Raw genomic sequence first — 23,360 nt, 5'->3', positions numbered from 1 at the left:
TGCTGAGCCGGACCGGGGCGGAACGGCCGTGGGGCCCCGTTCCGAGAACGGGGCCCCACGGGGATTCGGCTGGTGAGCGTCAGCTGGTGAAGCCGACCTTGGTCCAGTCGTAGTCCTGGAAGCCGAAGGAGCCGAAGTTGGCCAGCGTCGCCTTGGTGGCCCAGATCTGCGGGCGCTGGTACAGCGGGATCAGGCTGGCCTGGTCGGTGGCCAGCTTGTCCGCGGCGTTGGCGTCCGCGATCGCCTGGGTCGGGTCGGTGTCCTGCAGGGCCTTGGTCAGGGCCTGGTCGACCGCCGGGTTGTTGTCCAGACGCGGGTTGTTGTGGATGTTCTTCGGGTCCGTCACCGACTGGATCTGCGGCGCGCCGCTGCTGATCGGGAACGGGTTGCCGGTGTAGGCGAAGGCCGTGATGTCGAAGTTGCCGGTGTTGATGTACTTGTCGAAGAAGTCATCGCTGTTGACCGGGGTCTCCACCAGGCCGATGCCGATCTTGGCCAGGTCGGCCTTGACCATCTGGGCCTCGTTGGAGGTGGTCTTCACACCCTGCGGCTCGATCCACTTCAGGTTCAGCTTGACGCCGCCCTTGGCGCGGATGCCGTCGCTGCCCTTGACCCAGCCGGCCGCGTCCAGCGCGGCGTTGGCGGCGGTCGGGTTGTAGGCGACGTCGGCGCTGTTGTCCTGGTAGCCGGTCTGGTTGTTGACGAAGAAGCGGTTGTTCAGGACCGTGGGCTTCCAGGTGCCCAGGTTCTTCAGGTCCACGTCCGCGATCTGCTGGCGGTCCACGGCCTGGTAGATGGCCTTGCGGACGGCGTCGTCCTTCAGCGCCGGGCTCTGGGTGTTCATCGAGATGTGGCGCCAGTCCGGACCGCCGGCGTAGTGCACGGTGCTGTCGGTGGTGTCCTTGATCTTGGCGTACAGCGCCGACTGCGGACCGACCTCGAAGGCGTCGATCTCGTGGTTGTTGTAGGCGTCGGCCTGGGCCGAGGTGTCCTCGATGGCCCGGAACACGATCTTGTCCAGGACCGGCTTGGCACCCCACCAGTTGGGGTCGGCCACCACGGTGATGGTCTTGTTGGTCGGGTCCATGCCCTGGAGCTTGAACGGGCCGGCGGTGACCGGGATCGCGTTCATGTAGGCCTTGTTCCAGCCGTCGGCCGTGGAGATCTTCGAGGCCGGGTACAGACCGGCGCCGTCGAACTGCTGGAACATGCTCTTCCAGTCCGAGAACGGGGTCTTGTAGGTGACCACGACGGTGGAGTCGTCGCTGCCGCGCTCGACGGAGGCCATCTGGTCGTAGCCGGTGGAGCTGGCCACGTCGAAGCCCTGGGCCGAACCCTCCTCGCCCTTCCAGGTGGCGACGAAGTCCTTGTAGCTGATCGGGGTGCCGTCCGACCACTTGGCCTTCGGGTTCAGCTTGTAGGTGACCGTCTGCTTGCCGTTGACGGTGCTCTCGTCGGCGGAGACCAGGTAGTCCGGGTTCGGGGTGGCCTTGCCGGTGGCGTCGAAGTGGAACAGCTCCGGCATCATCGTGGACAGGACCTTCTGGGTGTCCTGCTCGTTGCCGTTGTTGGTCATGCCGTTCCACTGCGACGAGTACTGGTCGATCGCCAGGGTCAGGGTGCCGCCCTTGAGGGTCGAGGCGTCCTTGGCGTTGATGTCGTTGGCGGTGGCGACCGGGATCGACTTGCCGCCGCCGGACGACGAGCTCGAGGACGAGCTCTTGCTGGAGGAACAGGCCGACGCGGCGAGCGCGGCGGTCGCCAGGACCGCGAGGATCGCGGGCGACTTCTTGGTGATGCTACGCATGGGTGACTCTCCTGAGACAGGTGGAACCAGCGGCGCCGAATGACCCGGCACAGCTGCTGGGAGGTGGTATGGGGCGGAAGGCCCGGACGGTGATCAGACCACCTCCAGGGCGTCAGCGAAGTGGCACGCGGCCGCGTGGTCCTGCTTGCCGGGGCGCGCGACGATGACCGGGTCCTCGTCACGGCACTTCGATTGCTCGGCGGCGTTCAGCGACGCGTACTTGAAGCAGCGGTCGCGGAACCGGCAGCCGGAGGGCACGTTGGCCGGCGAGGGCAGGTCGCCGGGCAGCAGGATCCGCGAGCGCTCGCGCTCCTTGCGCGGGTCCGGCAGCGGGATCGCCGAGAGCAGGGCCTGGGTGTAAGGGTGCGAAGGCAGCTCGAACACCGAGCTCACGTCGCCGATCTCGACGATCCGGCCCAGGTACATCACGGCCACCCGGTCGGCGATGTGCCGCACCACCGACAGGTCGTGCGCCACGAACAGGTAGCTCAGGCCCAGCTTGGCCCGCAGCTCGTCGAGCAGGTTGATGACCCCGGCCTGGATCGACACGTCCAGCGCCGAGACCGGCTCGTCCAGGATGACGACCTTCGGGTTCAGCGCCAGGGCCCGGGCCACGCAGATGCGCTGCCGCTGGCCGCCGGAGAACTCCCGGGGGAAGCGCGAGGCGTGGTACGGCTCCAGGCCGACCAGCTCCAGCAGCTCGGCCACCCGCTCGTAGGCCTTGTCCTGGGACCAGCCGTGGGTGCGCAGCGGCTCGGCGATGGCTTCGCCGACCGGCATCCGCGGGTCCAGCGAGGCCATCGGGTCCTGGAACACGATCTGGATGTCCTTGCGCATCTCCATGCGCTCGCGGCCGGACAGGTTCGCCGCCTGACTGCCGAACACCGCGATCGACCCGGCCTGCGGGGCCACCAGCTCCAGGATCTCCAGCAGCGTGGTGGTCTTGCCGCAGCCGGACTCGCCGACCAGGCCCAGGGTCTCGCCCTCGCGGATCTCGAAGTCGATGCCGTCCACGGCCTTGACCGTGCCGACCCGCCGCTTGAACACCGCTCCGCGCATCAGCGGGAAGTGCTTCTGCAGGCCCTTGACCTCCAGCACCGGGCTGCGCTGCTCGCGCGGCACGGCGTCCAGGTGCGTCTCGGGGATCTCCGGGACCGGGTACACCTGGTCGATCGGGATGGTCCCGCTCTCCAGGTCCGCGCGGCGGTGACAGGCCGAGGGGTGCGAGTCCGGGCCGGCCGGCAGCAGTTCGGGCTCGGCGTCCCGGCAGATGTCGGTGACGATCGGGCAGCGGTCGGCGAACGGGCAGGCGTCCGGCAGGTCCACCATCGACGGCGGGTTGCCCTCGATCGGGGTCAGCGGGCGCCGGCCGTGCTCGCCGGAGACGTCCAGCCGCGGGATCGAGCCCAGCAGGCCGATGGTGTAGGGCATGCGCGGCCGGTAGTAGATCTCGTCGACGGCACCCTGCTCGACCGGACGGCCGGCGTACATCACCGAGACCTTGTCGGCGAAGCCGGCGACCACGCCGAGGTCGTGGGTGATCATCAGGATCGCCGCGCCCGTGAGCTCCTGCGCGTTCTTCAGCGCCTCCAGGATCTGGGCCTGGATGGTCACGTCGAGCGCGGTGGTCGGCTCGTCGCAGAGGATGACCTTGGGGTCGTTGGCGATCGCCATGGCGATCATCACGCGCTGGCGCATACCGCCGGAGAACTCGTGCGGGAAGTTCTTGAAGCGGCGCTCGGGGTCCGGGATGCCGACCACGTCGAGCAGTTCCAGCGCCCGCTTGCGCGCCGCGTCCCGGGACAGCTTCTGGTGCACGGTCAGCGCCTCGACGATCTGGTCGCCGACGGTGAACACCGGGGTCAGCGCGGACAGCGGGTCCTGGAAGACCATCGCGATGTCCTTGCCGCGGATCTTCGACATCCGCTTGTCGCCCAGCCCCAGCAGCTCCCGGCCCTCCAGCTTGATGGAGCCGGTGATCCGGGCGTTGTCCGGCAGCAGGCCGAGGATCGCCATCGCGGACACCGACTTGCCCGAGCCGGACTCGCCGACGATGCCCAGCACCTCGCCGGGGTGCAGGTCGTAGCTGACGCCGCGCACCGCGCGCACGTCCCCGGCCTCGGAGCTGAAGGTGACGTGCAGGTCCCGCACGGACAGCAGCGGGGTGCCGGTGGGCGCCGGGTTCTTCGGGCGCCCGGCGGCGTCGGTCAGCAGCAGGTTCTGGCTCATCGGGCCGAGGCTCCCGTCGAGTTGGGGTCGAGGGCGTCGCGCAGGCCGTCCCCGATGAAGTTGACGCACAGGATGATCAGCACCAGGACCGAGGCCGGGAACACGAACAGGTACCACTGGTCGGTGGAGGCGAACTGCGCCCCGTCGTTGATCACGGTGCCCAGCGAGACGTTCGGGGTCCGGATGCCGAAGCCCAGGAAGGACAGGAACGACTCGGTGACGATCGCCGCGCCCACGTTCAGCGTGAAGTCGACGATCAGGATCGAGGAGATGTTGGGGATGATGTGCCGGCGAATGATGGTCCAGGCCGGCACGCCCATGTACCGGGCGGCCCGGACGAACTCGCGCTCCCGGATGGTCAGCGTCATGCCGCGCACCACCCGCGAGGTGATCATCCAGCTGAACAGCGCGATCATCGGCACCAGCACCAGCCAGCTGGCGCCCTGGAAGTACGGGGACAAGATGATCAGCATCAGCAGCGAGGGCACGACCAGGAACAGGTCGGTCAACCAGACGATGACCTTCTCCCACCAGCCGCCGAAGTAGGCCGCCGCGGTGCCCAGCAGGCCCGCGGACCCGGTGGACAGCAGCGCCACCAGCAGCCCGATGATCAGCGATTTCTGCATGCCGCTGACGGTCTGGGCGAACATGTCGTGCCCGACGTCGTCGGTGCCGAAGAAGTGGTCGCCGGTCGGCCCGGACTGGGTGTTGACCAGGTCGATGTCGGTCGGCGACCAGTGCGTGAGCAGCGGGCCCAGGAACGCGAACAGGAACAGCAGCACCAGGCCGACCAGGCCCACCATGGCGAACTTGTTGCGGCGGAACCGGCGCCAGACCAGAGCGGCGCGTCCGGAGCGGGCCGGGGCGGCGGCGAACGGCTGGACGGACTCGGTGTCCGCGGCGGTCGGGGCGGTCATCACAGGGCCCTTCGGTGGCTGGTGCGGGGACTGGCGGGCAGGCGGGGCGCCGTCACAGCCGGACCCTCGGGTCGAGCAGGGCGGTGATGACGTCCGAGAGCATCCCGGCGATCAGCACCAGCACCGCGGAGAACAGGGTGATCACCGCCACCGAGTTCACGTCGGAGTGGTTGGTCGCGTCGGTGAACCAGGAGCCCAGGCCGTTCCAGCCGAAGACCCGCTCGGTGATGATCGCGCCGGCGAAGGTCAGGATCGTGGAGTAGGTCACCAGCGTCATGACCGGGATGACCGCGGTGCGCACGCCGTGTTTCAGGATCGCCCGGCTCTTGCTCAGGCCCTTGGCCCGCGCGGTGCGCAGGAAGTCCGAGCCCAGCACGTCCAGCATCTGCCCGCGCTGGTAGCGGCTGTAGAAGGCGATCAGGCCCAGCGACAGCGAGATGGTCGGCAGCAGCAGGTGGTCGGCGCGGCTGAACAGCTGGCCCCAGAAGCCCGTGGCGTCCGGGTCGATCTCGCCCTGGTACTGCAGCAGCGGGGTGTTGCCGCCGACCGCCTTGTTCACCTGGACCGCGACCAGCTTCAGCAGCGGGGCCAGCACGAAGACCGGCATCGCGAAGATGATGTAGGAGCCGAACGTGATCGCGTGATCACTGAACTTGTACTGTCTGACGGCCTGGAACGAGCCGATCAGGATGCCCGCCACGGCCGAGATCACGGCGGCGACGGTGACCAGCCGCACAGTGACCCACACGCTGATCGAGAAGTGCTTGCTGACCGAGTCCAGCTGCCAGGTCTGGCCGAAGTCGCCGTGCGCGACGCCGTCCACCCAGTGCGCGTACCGCTCCAGCACCGGCTTGTCCGGGTTGTCGTTGCGCTCGTTGAGCTCGTGGTACATCACCACGGCCGGGGTCGGCGGGTTCTTCTGCAGGTACATGTCCTTGGGGTGGAAGGCCGTGGCCGCTCCCAGGTACGCCAGGGACGTGGCGACGAACACCAAGACCACATAGTTCAGAAGCCTGCGAACTATGAAGGCACCCATGCCTCGACCTCCGTGCTCGAATATCCACAACCCGGTTAAGCGGGCGTAGATGGTGTCGAGCCCGTTGGTTAACAGGTTCTCGGATGTTCTCCGGGAAATCGATCACGAAAAGGACACGAAGTGATCTCTAGTTATAAACCCTGATACATACGGTGAATGACCCACAACGGGCAGTACACGCATAAGGGTAAAAAAAGACACCGGGTGCGCGGATGCTCACGCGAACCCGGTGTCCTCACCGTAGCGATCTTCGTTTGTGTCCACAATTTGAGAGGGCGTCAGGCCCTCCCCGCCGTACAGTCCTTACCGCTACGGCCTGGCCGAGTACTACTCCCAGATCGGGAAGTGGCAGGCGGCCAGATGCCCGTCGGTCCCATAAGGCACCAGCGGCGGCTCGGTCTGCGCGCAGATGTCCTGCGCGGCCGGGCAGCGGGTCCGGAACCGGCACCCCGAGGGCGGGTTGATGGCACTCGGCAGCTCGCCGACGATACCGCTGCTGGCCTTGGCCTTCTCCACCTCCGGGTCGGCCACCGGGATGGTGTCCAGCAGGCCCCGGGTGTAGTGGTGGATGGGCTTGGAGTACACCGCCTCGGCCGGGCCGATCTCCACCAGCTTGCCCAGGTACATCACGCCGATCCGGTCGGAGACGTAACGGACCACCGACAGGTCGTGCGAGATGAACAGGTAGGACAGTCCGTGCTCGGCCTGCAGGTCCTTCATCAGGTTCAGGACCTGCGACTGGATCGACACGTCCAGCGCCGAGACCGGCTCGTCGGCCACGATCAGCTTCGGTGCCGGAGCCAGGGCCCGGGCGAAACCGACCCGCTGGCGCTGTCCGCCGGAGAACTCGTGGGGGTACCGCTCCAGCGCCGAGGCCGGCAGGCCGACCTGCTCGAACAGCTCCTTGATCCGGGCCTCGCGGCTCTCCTTGTCGCCCACCTTCTGGATGTCCAGCGGCTCCCGGACCACCGTGCGCACCCGCATGCGCGGGTCCATCGCGGCGTAGCTGTCCTGGAACATCAGCTGGACGTCGCGGCTCTTCTTGCGCCGCTCACCGGACTTCAGAGCGGCCAGGTCCGCCCCCTCCAGGCTCATGGCCCCGGCGGTGGTGTCCTCCAGCCCGACGATCAGTTTGGCCACCGTGGTCTTACCGCAGCCGGACTCGCCGACCAGACCCACGGTCTCGCCCTTGCGGATGCTGAACGACACCCCGGCGACCGCGCTGACCGAGCCGATCTGCCGGCGCAGGAAGCCCTTGGTGATCGGGTAGTCCTTGACCAGGTCGGTGACCTCCAGCAGCACCTCCCCCAACTCCGGGGTCGGCAGCTCCTCGGTCGAGGTGACCTCCGAGAGGGTGACCTCGACCTCCTCGCCGGAGCGCAGGGCGGCGCCCACCGGGTGGAAGCACGCGAACTCGTGGCCCACCTCGTCCACGCGGTACGGCGGGTCCTGCGCGCGGCAGTCGTCCTGCGCGTACCGGCACCGGGCCGCGAACCGGCAGGCGGCCGGCGGCTTGGTGAGGTCCGGTGGCATCCCGGGGATCGAGTACAGCCGGGTGCCGCTGTCCGCGCCGCGCTCCGGCAGCGAGTCGAACAGCGCCTCGGTGTACGGGTGCCGCGGGTTCGCGTACAGCATCTCGGTGGTCGTGTTCTCCACGATCCGGCCGGCGTACATCACGTTCACCCGGTCCGCGCGCCCGGCGATCACGCCGAGGTCGTGCGTCACCAGGATGACCGCCATGCCCAGCCGCTCGCGCAGCCCGTCGATCAGCTCCAGGATCTGCTTCTGCACGGTCACGTCGAGCGCGGTGGTCGGCTCGTCGGCGATCAACAGCTTCGGCTCGTTGGCCAGCGCCATCGCGATCATCGCGCGCTGGCGCATACCGCCGGAGAGCTGGTGCGGGTAGTCCCGGGCCCGCTGCTGCGGGGAGGGCATGCCGACCAGCGAGAGCACCTCGACCGCGCGGTCCAGGCCCTCCTGCTTGCCGGCGCCGCGGTGGATCCGCACCGACTCGGCGATCTGCTTGCCGATGGTCATCGTCGGGTTCAGCGACGTCATCGGGTCCTGGAAGATCATGCCGACGTCGTTGCCGCGGACCTTGGCCATCTGCTCGTCGTCCAGCTGCAGCAGGTCCCGGCCGTCCAGGAAGATGCTGCCCTCCGGGCTGGAGCCGCCGTTGGGCAGCAGCCGCATGATCGACATCGCGGTCATGGTCTTGCCGGAACCGGACTCGCCGACGATGCCGATGGTCTCGCCGGCCTCGACCGTGAAGCTGATGCCGTCGACCGCTTGCACGGTCGACTTCTTCAGCTTGATCTGGGTGTGGAGGTTCTCGACCTCTAGTAGTGCCATGGCCGTCTCACCGCTTCTGGAGCCGGGTCTCGAAGGCGTCGCGCAGGGCGTCTCCGATGAAGTTGCAGGAGATGATGATCAGCACGATGGACACGCCCGGGGGATAGATCATCCACCAGTAGTTCTGGTCCAGGTAGCTCGATCCGTTCGCGAACATCCCGCCCCAGTCGTCGTTCGGCGCCTGCAGTCCCAGCCCGATGTAGCTGAGCACGGACAGTGCGAAGACCGAGTTGGCGATCGACAGCGAGGTGTTCACGATGGTGGTGCCGATGGTGTTCGGCAGGATGTGCCGAAAGATGATCCGCGGGCTGCGCCCGCCCATCATCCGGCAGGCGGCCACGTAGTCGCGCACCTTGATGGTCAGCGTGTCGCCGCGGGTCAGGCGGGTCAGGCTGAACCAACTGGTCAGCGCGATCACCATGATGAACACCGTCTTGGTGCGGCCCAGGGTGGAGGCCAGGTAGATCAGCGCGAAGATGAGCGGGATCGACAGCAGCGCGTCGATGGTGCGCATCATGATCGAGTCCACCCAGCCGCCGACGTAGCCGGCGATGGCGCCGTACAGCATGCCGATCACCGAGGCCAGCACGCCGGAGGCGATGCCGATCTCCAGCGAGATCTGGCCGGCCTTCATCAGCTTGCCGAGTTCGTCCACGCCGTTCTGGTCGGTGCCCAGCGGGTGGCTGGGGCCCGGCGGCAGGGTGATCTCGTCCATCTGCACGTGCGAGGTGTTGCCGTGGTAGAGCAGCGGCCCGAAGAAGCACATCAGGACGTAGAAGACCAGCACGCCGAAGGCGACCACGGCCAGCCGGTTCTCCAGGAAGACCTCCAGGCCGCGGCGGAACATCGAGCGCGCGCTCTCGGTCGGCTCCAGGCCCAGCATCTGCTCGGTCGGCGGGATGTTGTCCCCCTGTCCGGGGGATTCGACGACGATCTCGTCCATCAGGTGAGCCTTACTCGTGGGTCCAGGGCGGCGTAGGAGATGTCGGCCACCAGCGACCCGAGGATCGTGACGATCGCGGTCAGCATCGTGGTGCCCAGGACGATCACGAAGTCGCTGGACAGGGCGGCGTTGATGGTCAGCACGCCGATGCCCTGGATGTTGAAGATCTGCTCCACCAGCAGCGCGCCGCCGACCAGGGTCGGCAGGGACAGCCCGACCAGGGTGATCATCGGGATCATCGCGTTGCGCAGCACGTGCCGGTACAGCACGCGGCGCTTGGTCGCGCCCTTGGCGATCGCCGTGCGGACGTAGTCCTGGGTGATCTCGTCGAGCATCGAGGAGCGCATGTACCGGCTGTATCCGGCCACACCGCTGATGACCAGAGTGGCCACCGGCAGGATCATCTGGTCCGGCTGGGAGAACGCGGCGTGGAAGGAGTCGATCTGCTTCGCGATCGGTATCAGGTGGAACTGCACCTGGAACAGGTCACGCAGCACGACGCCGAGGAAGAACACCGGGATCGCGTAGCCGATGAAGGAGAAGGTGGTGATCGTGTAGTCGGTGACCGAGTTGCGCCGGGTCGCCTGCAGCACGCCCACCGGCACCGAGATGACGATGGTGAAGAACAGCGCGAGGCCGACGATGTACATCGACTGCCCCATGTCCTCCTTCAGCAGGGCATTGACGGTTTGGCTCTTCTGATAGCTGGTGCCCAGATCGAAGTGGACGACCAGCCGGTCCAGCCAGCGCCAGTACTGCACGTACAGGGGCTGGTCCAGGCCCAGTCGGTGGGTGAGCTCGGCAATGGTCTGGGGGGTGGCCCGCTGGCCGAGCATCCCGCGCACGACGCCGTTCGGCATCAGGTGCATCATGCCGAAGGTGGCGATCGACACGATGAACAACGTCACGATCGACTGGAAGAAGCGGCGGATCAAGTAAGTGGTCACCGCGACCCCCCGCCGGGGGTCGCGGTGACGTCAGTGCGCTGAATCACTTGGTGTAGTACCAGAACTCAGGCTCGAAGCCCTGGAACGCGTCCTGCCCGGAGTCGTGGAAGTTGCTCGCCACGGCCCACGGCCAGATCTGGTCCATCATGAAGATCAGCGGCAGCGAGATGCTGGCCGCGTAGGACTCGTAGTCATACCAGGCCTGCGGGTCGCTGCTCTTGATCGTGGCGGCCACCTTGCCGTCGAACGTCGGGTCGGAGAACCCGAAGATGTTCGAGCCGGCGCCGGTGGTCAGCAGCGAGTCCGTGGTCGGCAGCAGGGAGAACACCCAGCCGCCGTACAGGATCGCGTCCCAGTTGCAACCGGCCGGGGTGCTCGTGGAGCAGCCGACCAGCTCACCGGACAGGGTGTTCTGGGTCTTGGTCACGGTGTTGACCGCGATACCCGCGCCGGCCGCGGCCTGCTTGTAGGCGGCCAGCATGGTGTCCATGGCCGGGTGCGCCGACGGGTACTCCAGGGTGAACTCGGCCTTGTCGCCGGCCTTGATGCCCGCACCGCACTGGTTGGCGCCGGTACCGGGGCTCGTGCAGGTCGCCGGGGTGGTCGAGACGTCCCAGCCGTGCTGCTGCATCAGGGTCTTGGCCTCGGCCGGGTCGTACTTGGCCGCGGCGGCCTTGGCCGCCGGGGACAGCGGGTTGCCGTCCGGGTAGCCGGGCACGATGCCCGTCGTCGGGTAGCCCCAGCCCTTGTACGGACCGGTGATCGCGCTCTGCTGGTCCATCTCGTCCTGCAGGGCCTTGGTGAAGTACGACTGCTTGAACAGGTTGCCGTGGGCCTTGGAGCCGTCGTTCACCTGGTAGTAGTCGATCGAGTCGAGCAGCGAGCCCTTCTCGACGTTGTACCCGGCCGAGGCCAGCGGGTTGCCGGCCTGCAGGTCGTTGCCGTTGTAGGGCGGGGTGTCGGCGTTCGGGAACACCCCGATCTGCAGCGCGTTCGCCCCGGTGGAGCCGGCCTTCAGGGCCGTCCACTCCGCGTCCTGGCTCTGGAACGGGACGAAGTTGACCTGGTCCAGGTACGGCTTGTGCTCACCGGTGAACTTGGTGTTCGGCACGATGGAGAAGCCGCCGGAGGTGGCGTTGAACTCCTTCAGGGACCACGGGCCGTCGCTGATCTGCCACAACGGGTTGGTGGCGAAGGACTTGACGTCCTTGCCGGCCGTGTTCAGGTACTTGAACACCGCGTCACAGTCGGCCTGCAGCGTCGGCGAGGTCAGGGTGTCCGTCGAGCACTTGCCCTTGGTGCCCTTGGCGTCGGTGACGTCCCAGGCCAGCGGCATCGGCGTGACCGTCGACAGCGCGTTGCCGACGATGTACTCCTGGTTGTACTTCTGGTCGAACGTGATGCTGATGCTGGAGTCGGTGGCCGTGGTCGACTTGATGTTGTCCGGCAGGTAGTTCACGCCGGCGGCCTGGTTCGGCGGGCTGTAGTAGCCCGACGCGCCCGCCTGGCCCGGCTTGCCCTCCTCGGACTTCAGCATGTTCAGCCAGAACTGCACGTCCTGACCGGTGACCTTCTCGCCGTTGCTCCAGCCCCAGGTGGACTTCATGGGGATGGTGATGGTCAGGCCGTCCGAGCTCCAGGTCGGCTGGTCGGCCGGACCCATGTCGTAGTTGACGGCCAGCTTGTCGTTCAGGCCGACGAAGTACAGCGGACGGTAGAAGTAGTACTGGAACTGGCCGGCGTTCTGGGTGCTCAGCTGGTCGCTGGTCATGAACGGCCAGATCGCGGTCGGGCTCGACCCGGGCGGCCACTCGGCGACGTTCGCGGTACCGCCCTGCTTGGCCGGAGCCGAGGAGCTGCTCGCGGTCGAGACCGGGTTGGTCGCGTTGTTGTTGCCGCCGCTCTTCTTCGAGCTGCCGCATGCCGCGGCCGACGCGAGGACGGCGAGTACTCCCGCCATCGCCACGATTTTTCGGGTATTTCTGACGGCCATCAAGAGCCCTCCCCTTCGACGGAGCCGGCTCGGTGTGTGGATCCGGGCCGGTCGCGGTTGTGAGCGCAGCCGAGGGGCACGAAAGACAGGCAGTGGCGCCGAGGGTGGCTCACGACCACTCCTGCATACAGTGGCCTAACAAAGGGGGAAAAGCGATCACGGATCGGCAACAAAATCGATGTCAAAAGACCTACAGACCTGCTACGGACGCCTGCCGGGAAGAATTAACAAGATCGACACCGCGCGGTTCCCGATCTTGGTATTTCAAGATCTTTTATCTGTCGCCGCAGGTAAACCGGGGATGTGAGCCACGGCCTGGATATCCACCTATTACCAATGCGGAGAACCGGGCCGCAAGATCGTACGAACCCCCGCAACCCCCGCACCGGGCCCGGCAAGGGTTCGGCAAGGGGATGCGGGGGTTCGTTGGAGGGGATGTCCCGCAGGAAGTCCCCTTTAAACCAGATGACGCCGAGAACAGACGGCGCCTAGCGCGGACGGCCGCTAGAGCATGCGCGCAGCTTCCACGGCCCAGTACGTCAGCACTGACGTGGCGCCGGCCCGGCGCACCGAGGACAGGGTCTCCATGATGGTCCGCTCCCGGTCCAGCCAGCCGTTGGCGGCCGCGGCCTCGACCATCGCGTACTCGCCGGACACCTGGTAGGCGACGACCGGCACGTCGACCATGTCCGCCACCTGACGGACGATGTCCAGATAGGACAGCGCGGGCTTGACCATGATCATATCCGCGCCCTCCTCGACATCGAGGCGGACTTCGCGCAGGGATTCCCGGGTATTGGCGGGATTCTCCTGATACGTACTCCGGTCGCCCTTCAGGCTGGACTCCACGGCGTCCCGGAACGGACCGAAGAAGGCGCTGGCGTATTTCGCGGAATAGGCGAGGATCGAGGTGTCCTGTCGGCCCGCTTCGTCCAGTGCGCGCCGGATCACGGCGACTTGTCCGTCCATCATCCCGCTCGGGGCGACCATATGGGCGCCGGCTTCGGCCTGCCGGATGCCCATTTCCGCATAAAGTTCCAAAGTCGCGTCGTTGTCGACGGTGCCGTCGTCTCGGATGACCCCGCAATGCCCGTGATCGGTGAATTCGTCCAGGCACAGATCCGACATGATCACGATGTCGTCGCCGACTTCGTCGCGGACTTCCGCGATGACCCGCTGCAGGATCCCGTCCGGGGCCAGACCGGCCGAGCCGCGCGCGTCCTTCTGCGCCGGGACGGCGAAGAGCATCAGGCCGCCCAGCCCCTCGGCGACCGCCTCGGCGGCGGCCTTCCGCACCGAGCCCAGGGTGTGCTGCAGGACGCCCGGCATCGAGGCGATGGGCGTCGGTTCGCTCACCGTCTCCTTGACGAACAGCGGAAGGACGAAGTCAGCGGGGTGCAGACGGGTCTCGGCGGCGAGGCGGCGCATGGCCGGCGTGGTGCGGAGGCGGCGCGGGCGGTCCAGCGGAAAGCTCATACATTTGAGGGTACTCGCGGTTTTTGGGCTACGAGGCGTGCCCTGACCCGGCCCGGTCCCGGATCACGGAACCGCGGCTTCGCCCTTGTTCAATGTGTCACACGTACCGCGTCACGTTCGTCGCGGGTATCGGCTGATCGAGGCTCAGTTCATCAGAGCTCAGTCGATCGCGTCGTCGTATTCCCCGTCCAGTTCCTCGTCGTCGACCACGTGCATGGCGGCCTCCTCGGCCGAGGCCGCGCCGCCGTCGATGCCGACGTCCTGGGCCGACAGATCGGAGTTGCCCCCGGAGTGCGCGCCCTCGTCCGGCGCCACCAGCCGACCGGACCGCCGACCGCCTACCTGGTCGCCCATCGGCTCGCCGTCGGCGCCGGCGTGGTCGCCGATGCCGTCCCAGTCCGCCGGCGGGCCGTCGTCGTCCGGCGTCTCCTCGGCCAGCCGCTCGTCCATGGTCTCCGGGTCGCGCAGCGCCATCGGCCGCTCCGGCGGCGAGTAGCCGGTGTCCAGGTCGTCGGGCCCGGAGACCAGCGTGTCGGAGCCGTCCAACTGCTCCAGCGGGTCCTGGGCGTCCGGATCCGGCTGCGGAAGGTAGACGTCGTCCGCGAAGCCACTGCTCATAGCGACTACCTGACCACTTCTGCCCTAGCTGCGCAACTCATCGCCCCGCCCCGGGGCCTCAGCGCGCCGAGCGGCGGCGGCCTCCGGGCCGGCGCTCGGAGGGCCGGTACAACGGCTCCCCGGCGGCCAGTGCGGAGACCCGGCGGGTCTCGCCGAACGCGGCGAGCGCGTCGGCCAGCGCGGTCACCGACGCCGACGGCGCCATGACGTCCACCCGCAGGCCGTGCTCCTCGGCGGTCTTCGCGGTCTGCGGGCCGATGCACGCGATCACCGTGGCCGCGTGCGGCTTGCCGGCGATGCCGACCAGATTGCGGACCGTGGAGGAGGAGGTGAACAGGACCGCGTCGAAGCCGCCGCCCTTGATCGCCTCGCGGACCTCGGCCGGCGGCGGCGCGGCGCGCACGGTCCGGTAGGCGGTGACGTCGTCGACCTCCCAGCCCAGCTCGATCAGCCCGGCGATCAGGGTGTCGGTGGCGATGTCGGCGCGCGGCAGGAAGACCCGCTCGATCGGGTCGAAGACCGGATCGTAGGCCGGGAAGTCCTCCAGCAGCCCGGCCGCCGACTGCTCGCCGGAGGGCACCAGGTCCGGCTGGACGCCGAAGGCGACCAGGGCGGCCGCCGTCTGCTCGCCGACCGCCGCGACCTTTATCCCGGCGAACGCCCGGGCGTCCAGGCCGTACTCCTCGAACTTCTCGCGGATCGCCTTCACAGCGTTCTGCGACGTGAAGGCCACCCACTCGTAGCGGCCGGTGACCAGTCCCTTGACCGCGCGCTCCATCTGCTGCGGGGTGCGGGGCGGCTCCACGGCGATGGTCGGCACCTCGTGCGAGACCGCACCGTAGGTGCGCAGCCGGTCGGACAGCCCCTCGGCCTGCTCCTTGGTGCGCGGCACCAGGACCTTCCAGCCGAACAGCGGCTTGGTCTCATACCAGGACAGCGCGGCCCGGTCGGACACCGCGGCGCCGACCACCACGACCACCTCGCCGCCGGCCGCGATCAGCGCGGAGGCCTCGATCGCGACCCGGGCCAGGGTGGAGACCACGGTGCGCTGGGTGGTCATCGAGCCGTCGGCGGTCACCGCGACCTGGGTGGTGGCCTTGGCCAGCCCGGTGGCCGCCAGCGCGGCCGCGGCCGACTCCAGCAGGTGCGCGGGGCCGACCATGACCAGGGTCTCGTGCGTGCCGAGCGGGCCGGCGCCGGGCTTGCCGGCCGAGTCGGCGACGTCGGCCAGGGAACGGATACGCACCCCGCCCTGCCCCGACGAACGGCCCAGCGGGATGCCCGCGTACAGCGGCACCGCGGTCGAGACCGCGACGCCGGGGACGATCTCGTAGACCACACCGGCCTTGGCGCACAGCGCGGCCTCGGCCGCGACCACGCCGGACAGGCCCGGGTCGCCGGAGGTCAGCCGCACCACGCGGCGTCCGGCCGCGACCTCGGTCAGCAGGTTCTTCATCCGCGAGGCCGGGGTCAGGGAGACGGTCGCGTCGCCCAGTTCCCCCAGTTCCCCGCGCTCGCTCTCCACCACCGGCACCAAGGTGGCGTCCGGGTTGAGGTGCTTGCCCAGCCGCTCCAGCAGCCCGGCCTCGGCGGCGACCACGTCAGCACCCTGCAACAGCGCGACCGCGCGCACGGTCAGCAGCTCCGGATCACCGGGGCCGGCGCCGACGAAGGCCAGCAAGGCCGTCGTCGCACAGGAATCGAGCGCAGAGGCCGAACCTCGCTGAGTAGTCGTCACCATGCCTGCCTCACCCCCACCGTCCGTCGTCCGGGCGCCGCCTCCGGCGCCCTCCAGCACTTCCAGCCCCGTCAAGATCTCCGTCATTGCCCGGCCTCCATGATTTCGGCCGCGCCCTCGGCGAGCAGTCCTTCGGCCACCCGCCGTCCCAGCCCTTCGGCGTCCGGGACCGTACCGGTCGCCGAAAGCCGCAGGCCGCGGGACCCCGTGACGGTAGCAACCACCCCGGTCAACGACAAAACGTTGTCATCCAAGGCGATCGCGTGGCCACCCACCGGAGCCGAACACCCGGCTTCCAGGACCGCCAGCATGGTGCGCTCGGCGACCACCGCGGCCCGGGTCGGGCCATGGTCCAGGACGGCCAGCAGGCCGACCAGATCGGCGTCCCGGCACTCCACCGCCAGTGCGCCCTGCCCCGGCGAGGGCAGCATGATCTCCGGGTCCAGGACCTCGGTCGCCTCGTCGTCGCGGCCCAGCCGCTGCAGTCCGGCGAACGCCACCAGCACCGCGTCCAGCCGGCCCGAGCGCACGAAGTTCACCCGGGTGTCGACGTTGCCGCGGATCGGCACGACCTCCAGGTCCGGCCGGATCATCTTCAGCAGCGCCATCCGGCGCGCCGCGCCCGTACCGACCCGCGCGCCGGCCGGCAGATCGGCCAGTTTCAGGCCGTCCCGGGCCACCAACGCGTCGTTCACCGCCGCGCGCTCGCTCACCGCCGCCAGGTGCAGGCCCTCGGGCGCCGCGGTCGGCAGGTCCTTCAACGAGTGCACCGCGAAGTCGATCTCCCCGGCGTACAGCGCGTCCCGCAGGGCGTTGACGAACACCCCGGTCCCGCCGATCACCGACAACGACTCGCGGGAGGTGTCGCCGTACGTGGTGACGTGGACGAGTTCCACGGGCCGGCCGGTGGCCGCGGTCAGGGCCTCGGCCATCATCCCGGACTGGGCCAGGGCCAGAGCGCTGGCCCGGGTGCCCAGCCGTAAAGCCCGTTCCGGGCCTGGCGCAGGCGGTCCGGAATCCTCCGGAGGAGCGCTCATGCTGACACCTCATTCGTCGTGCCCGCGGCGTTGGCCGCGCTGACGGCCTCCACCGAGGCCGGATCGAGGCCGAAGAGCTCACGCAGCGCCTCGGCGTAGGAGGACCCGCCGGGAGCGCCGGCGAGTTGTTTCACGCGCACCGTGGGCACGTGAAGAAGCTTGTCGACCACGCGGCGCACGGTCTGCTCGACCTCGGCGCGGTCCTTGTCGCTCAGGCCGGGGGTCTTGCCCCGCAGCCGGTCCAGTTCGGCCCGGACCACGTCGGCGGCCATCACCCGCAGCGCGGCGACGGTCGGCGCGACGGCCTCCGCACGCTGGGCGGCGGCGTAGGCCTCGACCTCGCCGAGCACCAGGTCGCGGACCGCAGCTATCTCCTGCGCGGCGCCGGCGGCCTGCGCGCTGCCGTCCTCGGCGACCCGTTCCAGGTCCACGACGTGCACGCCGGCCAGTTCCCGGACCGCCGGATCGACGTCGCGCGGCAGCGCCAGGTCGACCAGCGCTATCGGGTGGCTGTGCGCGGCCCGGTTCAGCATCTCGCCGGTGATCACGTAGCCCGGCGCGCCGGTGCAGGCGACCACGAGGTCGGCCTCCCCCAGCGCCGGCACGATCTCGGAGATCGGCACCGCGGCCCCGCTGTACTGGGTCGCCAAGTGCTCAGCGCGTTCCTGGGTCCGATTCGCCACGACCATATGACGGACCCCGGCCCGATTCAGTGACGCGGCGGCCAGCGCGGCCATCGAACCGGCCCCGATGATCAGTACCCGAAGATCGTTCGGGCCCTCGACGCCGAGCGCCTGGTAGGCCGCGTCCAGCGCGACCGACACCACCGACTGCCCGGCCCGGTCCAGGCCGGTCTCGCTGTGCGCGCGCTTGCCGACCCGCAGCGCCTGCTGCATCGCGTCGTTCAGCGCGCGCCCGGCGGTGCCGTGCTCCTGCGCGGCGGCCAGGGCGGTGCGGATCTGGCCGAGGATCTGCGGCTCGCCGACCACCATCGAGTCCAGGCCGCAGGCCACGGTGAACAGGTGCTGCACCGCGCGGCCGTCGTAGTGCACGTACAAGTGCTGGGTCAGCTCGGCCGGCTCGACGCCGGTGTGCACCGACAGCAGTTCGGTGATCTCGGTCACCGCGGCGTGGAACTTGTCGACGCCGGCGTAGACCTCGATGCGGTTGCAGGTGGCCAGGGCCGCGGCCTCGTGCACGTTCTGGGACGCGGCGAGGTCGGCCAGGAGTTTGCCGGTGCGCTCGGTACTCAGCGCCGCGCGCTCCAGGAGCGCGTGGGGGGCGGACCGGTGGGACAGTCCTACGGCTAGAAGGCTCACGAGGGGATCCCGGTATCGATCAAGGAAGGGTCGAGGGCTCGGCCGGGGGGACCGGAGGCGGCCGGTCCGGCGGCGGTCTCCCCGCCGCCGTCGGACTCCGCCGTCCCGTTCCCGGCCTGCGGCAGCGCGTGCCCGCCCTTGCGCTGCTCGTGGAAGGCGAGGATCTGCAGCTCGATGGACAGGTCCACCTTGCGCACGTCCACGCCCTCCGCCACGTTCAAAACCACCGGCGCGAAGTTCAGGATCGAGGTGATCCCGGCCGCGACCAGCCGGTCGGCGACGGCCTGGGCGGCGCCCGGCGGCGTGGAGATCACGAAGATCGAGATTCCGAGACCGCGGATCGCTGATTCCAGTTCGTCCACATGCCGGACCCGCACCCCGGCCACCACCGTGCCGGTGAGCGCGGGGTCGGCGTCGAACAGCGCCGCCACGCGGAAGCCGCGGGAGGCGAACCCCCCGTAGTTGGCCAGCGCGTGGCCGAGGTTACCGATCCCGATGATGGCCACGGCCCAGTCCTGGGTCAGACCCAGTTCGCGGGAGATCTGGTAGACGAGGAACGAGACCTCGTACCCGACCCCGCGGGTCCCGTAGCTACCGAGGTAGGAGAAGTCCTTGCGGAGTTTGGCGGAGTTGACCCCCGCGGAGGCCGCCAGCTCTTCGCTGGAGACGGTGATGATGCCGCGCTCCTGCATGTTGATCAGGGCTCGCAGGTAGACCGGCAGCCGCGCCACCGTGGCTTCCGGGATGCCCTGCCGGTTGGAGCGCAGCGAGGCTCCACCGCCGGAACGGGAGTCCGAACCGGTGCCGCCCGACGCGTTGCTGCTCGTGCTGGCCACGCTGCTCCTCATCGCGCTCGCGCTCGGCGTTGCCGTCGTGCTGTGGATCTCGTTCAGCCCGGCGGTCTCGGGCCCCGATGAGGGGTGCCCTGGCAGCCCGACTGAGGAGGAGCCGGCGCGCTTGTGCGCTTGTTCCTCCTGCCAAGCACGATAGGCGTTTGTGAACGCGCGCACAAAGTCTCGTCGGGCACCCGATGACGGGATGTCCCTTTTGTCGACAGAACTGGGGGCCGAATAGTTACCAAACCGGGCACCGAGTGCTGTGGATCACTCTGCTCCAGAGCTTTCTCAGGGCCGGCGCGGAGCGGTTCTCAGCCCCGCGCGGCCTGGGCGATCGCCTTGCGGAGACGGTCCCGGTCCACCCGCCAGAAGTCATGTCGCCTGCCGTTCACCAAGGTGACGGGGATCTGTTCCCAGTACTCCGCTTTCTGTGCCGGGTCGAAATCCTCGGCGGTGATGTCCAGCTCCTCGACCGTCGCCCCGGTCTCGGCGGCCACCGCCGAGACGATCGCCCGCGCGTCGTCACACAGGTGACAGCCCGGTTTGCCGACAAGAGTCACGGTCACAGGGGTGCCGCCGGAGCGCTGGAAGAGTCTCATCACGGGATGAGCCTACGGAGAACACGCACGCGACATCTGACGGTCACGCAGGGGGCTTAGGCTTGTGCGCATGGGCACCGAGACTGCTGGGCGCATTGTGCACTCCGCGGCGTTCTTCGACCTGGACAACACGCTGGTGCAGGGCGCCTCCCTGTTCCACTTGGCACGCGGCCTGACCGCGCACGGCATGGTGACCAAGCGTGAGATCGCCGGGCACGCGCTGCGCCAGGTCCGGTTCCGGGTCTTCGGCGAGCAGTCCGGGCTGCTGGACGACGTGCAGGAGCACGCGCTGGACTTCGTCAAGGGCCACGAGGTGGCCCGGATGGAGAAGATCTGCGAGGCGGTCTTCGAGGACTACCTCGCGGACAAGATCTGGCCCGGCACCCGCGCGCTCAGTGAGGCGCACCTGCTCAACGGCAAGGAGGTGTGGCTGGTCACCGCCGCACCGATCGAGCTGGCCCAGGTGATCGCCCGCCAGCTCGGGCTGACCGGCGCGCTGGCCACCCAGCCGGAGTCCGTGGACGGCGTCTACACCGGCCGCATCTCCGGCCCGCTGCTGCACGGTCCGGACAAGGCCCGCCAGGTCGCCAAACTGGCCCGGGAGCGCGGCCTGGACCTGGCCCACAGCTACGCCTACAGCGACTCCGCGAACGACCTGCCCCTGTTGTCCCTTGTCGGGCACCCAGTCGCGGTCAACCCGGATCGCGCGCTGCGCCGACACGCGCGGCTTCACGACTGGGCGATCGTCGACTACCGGACCACGCGCCACACCCGGAAGGTTCCGGTCGCCGGCGCCGCCGCGGCGGTCGGCGCGGTTGCCGCCGGAGCGGCCGCCGCCGCGGCACACTGGTCTGGCGACCGCGACTGAGAGCGACGGCCTGTCACCCTCCGTCTATCAGGGTACGCATAGGCTCCGACCTCCCGAAGGTCCCCTGCGCAACCCTTGCACAGGACCCCTTGAAGTCCTCTAAAGTCCTGCGGACACACGTGGTCCAGTGAGCGGACCTAAACCGGACTTCCTGTACAGGAGGGTGTTTCCTGTGGGTGTAATAGCCGGAATCACCCGCACGGGTCCGTCCGAATTCCGTACGATGGGGAACCCTACGATCGGTGATCGAGGCGGAACACTCTGCTACTAGAGACATCTCAATGAGCTACCAGGCTGGCTAAAGAAACCGAGCCACGGGAGACACGTGTACCGGGACGACTTCGGACTCAACGGCTACAGCGCCAAGGTGGGGGGCGACCCGTTCGCCCGCACTGGCGCGCTGTCTGCGCAGGTACTGTCCACGCACGTGCCGATGCCGACGCCGGGACCGCTGCTGGACCGCCAGGACCGCGGCCTGCTGATGCTGCGCGAGGCCATCCGGGTCGTGGCCGGGGACGGCAACGGCCGCGGCACCCACTCGGCCGGCACCCGGTCCGGAGGCGGCGCGCGGCACGCCGGGGGCTCAGGCACAGCGGACCGCCCAGGCGGCCCGGTCGCCGGCGACGGCGAGTCCGAGGCCATGGTGCACCTGGTCCGCCAGGCGCAGGAGGGCAGCGCCGACGCCTTCGGCGAGCTCTACCGCATCTACTGCGACACCGTCTTCCGGTACATCTACTACCGGGTCTCCACCCGGGCCCTGGCCGAGGACCTCACCAGCGAGACCTTCGTCCGCGCGCTGCGCCGGATCACCACGTTCAGCTGGCAGGGCCGCGACTTCGGGGCCTGGCTGGTGACGATCGCCCGCAACCTGGTCGCCGACCACTTCAAGTCCAGCCGGCACCGGATGGAGGTCTCCACCGGCGAGATGCTGGACTCCAACGAGGTCGAGGCGTCCCCGGAGGACTCGGTGCTGGAGCACCTGTCCAACGAGGCGCTGCTGGATGCCGTGCACCGGCTCAACGACCAGCAGCGGGAGTGCGTGACGCTGCGCTTCCTGCAGGGCCTGTCGGTGGCCGAGACCGCCGACATCATGGGCAAGAACGAGGGCGCCATCAAGACGCTCCAGTACCGTGCGGTTCGTACGCTTGCGCGACTTCTGCCGGCTGAGAGTCTCTAATACTCCTCTACTCCTAAACCAGGACCACCCGTATGCGGGACACGCCGTAACCCCCAAAGTGGGGCCGTCGTTTTCCAAGTAGCGGTCCAACAACTCACTCTGACGGGTGAATAAGGGACCGAAAGACATGCCGGTGGGAGCCGGGGGCACAACCTTTGTCGTCTGTCGGTGTCTAACACTGCGGCGAGCATCGTCACCTTGACGGGCGGCGGTGGGCGACGGGTGGGGCTTCCCTGCGTACGGGACAGGAAGGACGACACATGGCCGCAGCATTCGGCGAGCGCCAGCGGGCCGAGCAGTTCGCCAGGCTGCTCGACGGCCTCGACGGCTCGCGGGACGGCGGCTCGGGTGTCGCGACGCTCATCCCGCCGCAGAAGGGCGACCCCGAACTCACGGCGATGCTCCGGGTGGTCGAGAACGTCATCGACGAGGGGCGCTTCCACGCCCCGACGGTGCGGCCGGAATTCCGGGAACAGCTCGGCGCCCGTCTGCACCGCGACTTCCTGGTCCTGTTCAACTCCGACGTGGACGGCGGCCCGGGCGACGGCGACGTGCTGGTCCGCGGCCGCACCCCGTGGCGGCGGCGGCTGATCGGCGGCGGCGTGGCGGTCGGGGTGCTCTCCGGGGGCCTGGGCGGAGTGGCGTGGGCGGCGTCCAGCGCACTGCCGGGCGACCCCCTCTACGGGGTCAAGCGCAGCCTGGAGAACATGCGGGTCTCGGTCTCCGGCTCCGACCTGGACCGCGGCGAGCAGTACCTGGGCCAGGCCAAGACCCGGCTGGAGGAGATCCAGAAGCTGCTGGGCCGGCACGACTCGAACGTCGACGGCTCGGACACCAGCAAGCTCGTGGCCGAGACCACCGACAACCTGTACAAGGACGTCGACAGCGCCGGTCAGCTGCTGACCCCCCTCGCCGAGTCCGGCAACACCGAGGCCCTGACCAGCCTGCGGAACTTCCTGGACGTCTACGAACCACAGGTCCAGGACCTGGAGACCCTCCTGGCCCCGGACACCCAGGACCAGGCCCGCCGCCTGGTGGCCCTGATGGACGGATTCAGCTCCCGGCTGGCCGTCGCCCAGGCGACGATCGACCGCCAGCAGGCCACCCAGCAGCGGCCCAGCGGCGCGGACACCGCCTCACACCACGGCGGCGCCCTGCCGAGCACCCCGCTGCCCACCGGGACACCCTCCGCGCACCCGACCCCCGGCCAACGGCAGCCCAGCTCGGCCGGCCCGACCGGCACCGACTCCGCCGGCCCCACCGCCACCCCCACGGGCACCCCGAGCAGCGATCCGTCGAGCGTGCACGTGTCGGTCCCGATCGGCTCCTCCGACACCACCCTCAACGTGCCGCCGCTGATCAGCGGCCTGCCGCCGATCGGGATCACCATCGGCAACACCGGTCCGGCCACTGGCCCGACGACTGGCGGGCCGCCGAATACGGACCCGAACCCGAACTGAGGGTGGGG

General features: G+C 68.9%; 18 protein-coding genes. 3 read left to right on the top strand and 15 right to left on the bottom strand.

All coding sequences use genetic code 11. The annotated features are described in order from the left end of the window. Nucleotides 1–79: 79 nt before the first annotated feature. The 15 genes from KGQ19_RS14375 to KGQ19_RS14305 form a co-directional block, all read right to left on the bottom strand. Complete coding sequence (locus tag KGQ19_RS14375; protein WP_212009626.1) at nt 80–1,807, bottom strand: ABC transporter family substrate-binding protein; 1,728 nt, start codon at nt 1,805–1,807, stop codon at nt 80–82. A 93-nt stretch (nt 1,808–1,900) separates the two neighbouring features. Then, entirely contained in the window at nt 1,901–4,036 is a 2,136-nt protein-coding gene (locus KGQ19_RS14370; protein ID WP_212009625.1) for an ABC transporter ATP-binding protein, read from the bottom strand. Next, complete coding sequence (locus KGQ19_RS14365) at nt 4,033–4,953, bottom strand: ABC transporter permease (RefSeq protein WP_212009624.1); 921 nt, start codon at nt 4,951–4,953, stop codon at nt 4,033–4,035. The genes KGQ19_RS14370 and KGQ19_RS14365 overlap by 4 nt, the downstream gene beginning before the upstream one ends. A 52-nt stretch (nt 4,954–5,005) precedes the next feature. Continuing rightward, a complete protein-coding gene (locus KGQ19_RS14360; protein WP_212009623.1) occupies nt 5,006–5,989 on the bottom strand; it encodes an ABC transporter permease in 984 nt (327 codons plus the stop codon). Between the two features lie 327 nt (nt 5,990–6,316). Further along, nucleotides 6,317–8,341 (bottom strand): ABC transporter ATP-binding protein, encoded by a 2,025-nt coding sequence (locus tag KGQ19_RS14355; protein ID WP_212009622.1) that lies wholly within the window; start codon nt 8,339–8,341, stop codon nt 6,317–6,319. Nucleotides 8,342–8,348: 7 nt separating this feature from the next. Further along, nucleotides 8,349–9,284 carry an ABC transporter permease gene (locus KGQ19_RS14350; RefSeq protein ID WP_194892755.1) on the bottom strand — a complete coding sequence of 312 codons (936 nt, stop codon included), beginning with the start codon at nt 9,282–9,284 and terminating at the stop codon, nt 8,349–8,351. Further along, entirely contained in the window at nt 9,284–10,231 is a 948-nt protein-coding gene (locus KGQ19_RS14345; RefSeq protein ID WP_194892754.1) for an ABC transporter permease, read from the bottom strand. The genes KGQ19_RS14350 and KGQ19_RS14345 overlap by 1 nt, the downstream gene beginning before the upstream one ends. A 43-nt stretch (nt 10,232–10,274) precedes the next feature. Beyond that, nucleotides 10,275–12,191 carry an ABC transporter substrate-binding protein gene (locus KGQ19_RS14340; protein ID WP_212009621.1) on the bottom strand — a complete coding sequence of 639 codons (1,917 nt, stop codon included), beginning with the start codon at nt 12,189–12,191 and terminating at the stop codon, nt 10,275–10,277. A 537-nt stretch (nt 12,192–12,728) separates the two neighbouring features. Next, nucleotides 12,729–13,700, bottom strand: coding sequence for a porphobilinogen synthase (hemB, locus tag KGQ19_RS14335; RefSeq protein WP_212009620.1), 972 nt, complete (start codon nt 13,698–13,700; stop codon nt 12,729–12,731). A gap of 159 nt (nt 13,701–13,859) precedes the next feature. Next, the gene (locus KGQ19_RS14330) at nt 13,860–14,318 is read right to left on the bottom strand and encodes a DUF5709 domain-containing protein (protein WP_212009619.1); all 459 of its coding nucleotides are present in this window, start codon (nt 14,316–14,318) and stop codon (nt 13,860–13,862) included. Nucleotides 14,319–14,376: 58 nt separating this feature from the next. After that, nucleotides 14,377–16,143 (bottom strand): uroporphyrinogen-III synthase, encoded by a 1,767-nt coding sequence (locus KGQ19_RS14325; RefSeq protein ID WP_212009618.1) that lies wholly within the window; start codon nt 16,141–16,143, stop codon nt 14,377–14,379. Next, the gene (gene hemC / locus KGQ19_RS14320; protein WP_212009617.1) at nt 16,140–17,093 is read right to left on the bottom strand and encodes a hydroxymethylbilane synthase; all 954 of its coding nucleotides are present in this window, start codon (nt 17,091–17,093) and stop codon (nt 16,140–16,142) included. Before hemC ends, KGQ19_RS14325 begins: the two co-directional genes overlap by 4 nt. Further along, on the bottom strand, nt 17,090–18,412 hold the full coding sequence (locus KGQ19_RS14315) for a glutamyl-tRNA reductase (protein ID WP_212009616.1): 1,323 nt from the start codon (nt 18,410–18,412) through the stop codon (nt 17,090–17,092). Before KGQ19_RS14315 ends, hemC begins: the two co-directional genes overlap by 4 nt. Next, the gene (locus KGQ19_RS14310) at nt 18,409–19,248 is read right to left on the bottom strand and encodes a redox-sensing transcriptional repressor Rex (protein WP_212009615.1); all 840 of its coding nucleotides are present in this window, start codon (nt 19,246–19,248) and stop codon (nt 18,409–18,411) included. The genes KGQ19_RS14315 and KGQ19_RS14310 overlap by 4 nt, the downstream gene beginning before the upstream one ends. A 311-nt stretch (nt 19,249–19,559) precedes the next feature. Continuing rightward, entirely contained in the window at nt 19,560–19,847 is a 288-nt protein-coding gene (locus KGQ19_RS14305; RefSeq protein ID WP_212009652.1) for a glutaredoxin family protein, read from the bottom strand. 70 nt (nt 19,848–19,917) lie between these two features. On the opposite strand from KGQ19_RS14305, the gene KGQ19_RS14300 reads away from it, so the two are divergent. The 3 genes from KGQ19_RS14300 to KGQ19_RS14290 all read left to right on the top strand — a co-directional run bounded on the left by KGQ19_RS14300 (nt 19,918) and on the right by KGQ19_RS14290 (nt 23,352). Beyond that, nucleotides 19,918–20,715: an HAD family hydrolase gene (locus KGQ19_RS14300; protein WP_212009614.1), complete on the top strand. Its 798-nt coding sequence runs from the start codon at nt 19,918–19,920 to the stop codon at nt 20,713–20,715. A gap of 325 nt (nt 20,716–21,040) precedes the next feature. Further along, nucleotides 21,041–21,892, top strand: a complete 852-nt coding sequence (locus KGQ19_RS51865; RefSeq protein WP_307856419.1) for an ECF subfamily RNA polymerase sigma factor, BldN family — start codon at nt 21,041–21,043, stop codon at nt 21,890–21,892. Nucleotides 21,893–22,152: 260 nt separating this feature from the next. Continuing rightward, the gene (locus tag KGQ19_RS14290; protein WP_212009613.1) at nt 22,153–23,352 is read left to right on the top strand and encodes a DUF5667 domain-containing protein; all 1,200 of its coding nucleotides are present in this window, start codon (nt 22,153–22,155) and stop codon (nt 23,350–23,352) included. Nucleotides 23,353–23,360 lie beyond the last annotated feature (8 nt).

Origin of the sequence: Catenulispora pinistramenti (assembly GCF_018274385.1) — a bacterium.
GTDB lineage: Bacteria > Actinomycetota > Actinomycetes > Streptomycetales > Catenulisporaceae > Catenulispora > Catenulispora pinistramenti.
The sequence above is the reverse complement of the archived record's forward strand: the minus strand, read 5'-3'. Positions and strand labels throughout refer to the sequence as shown.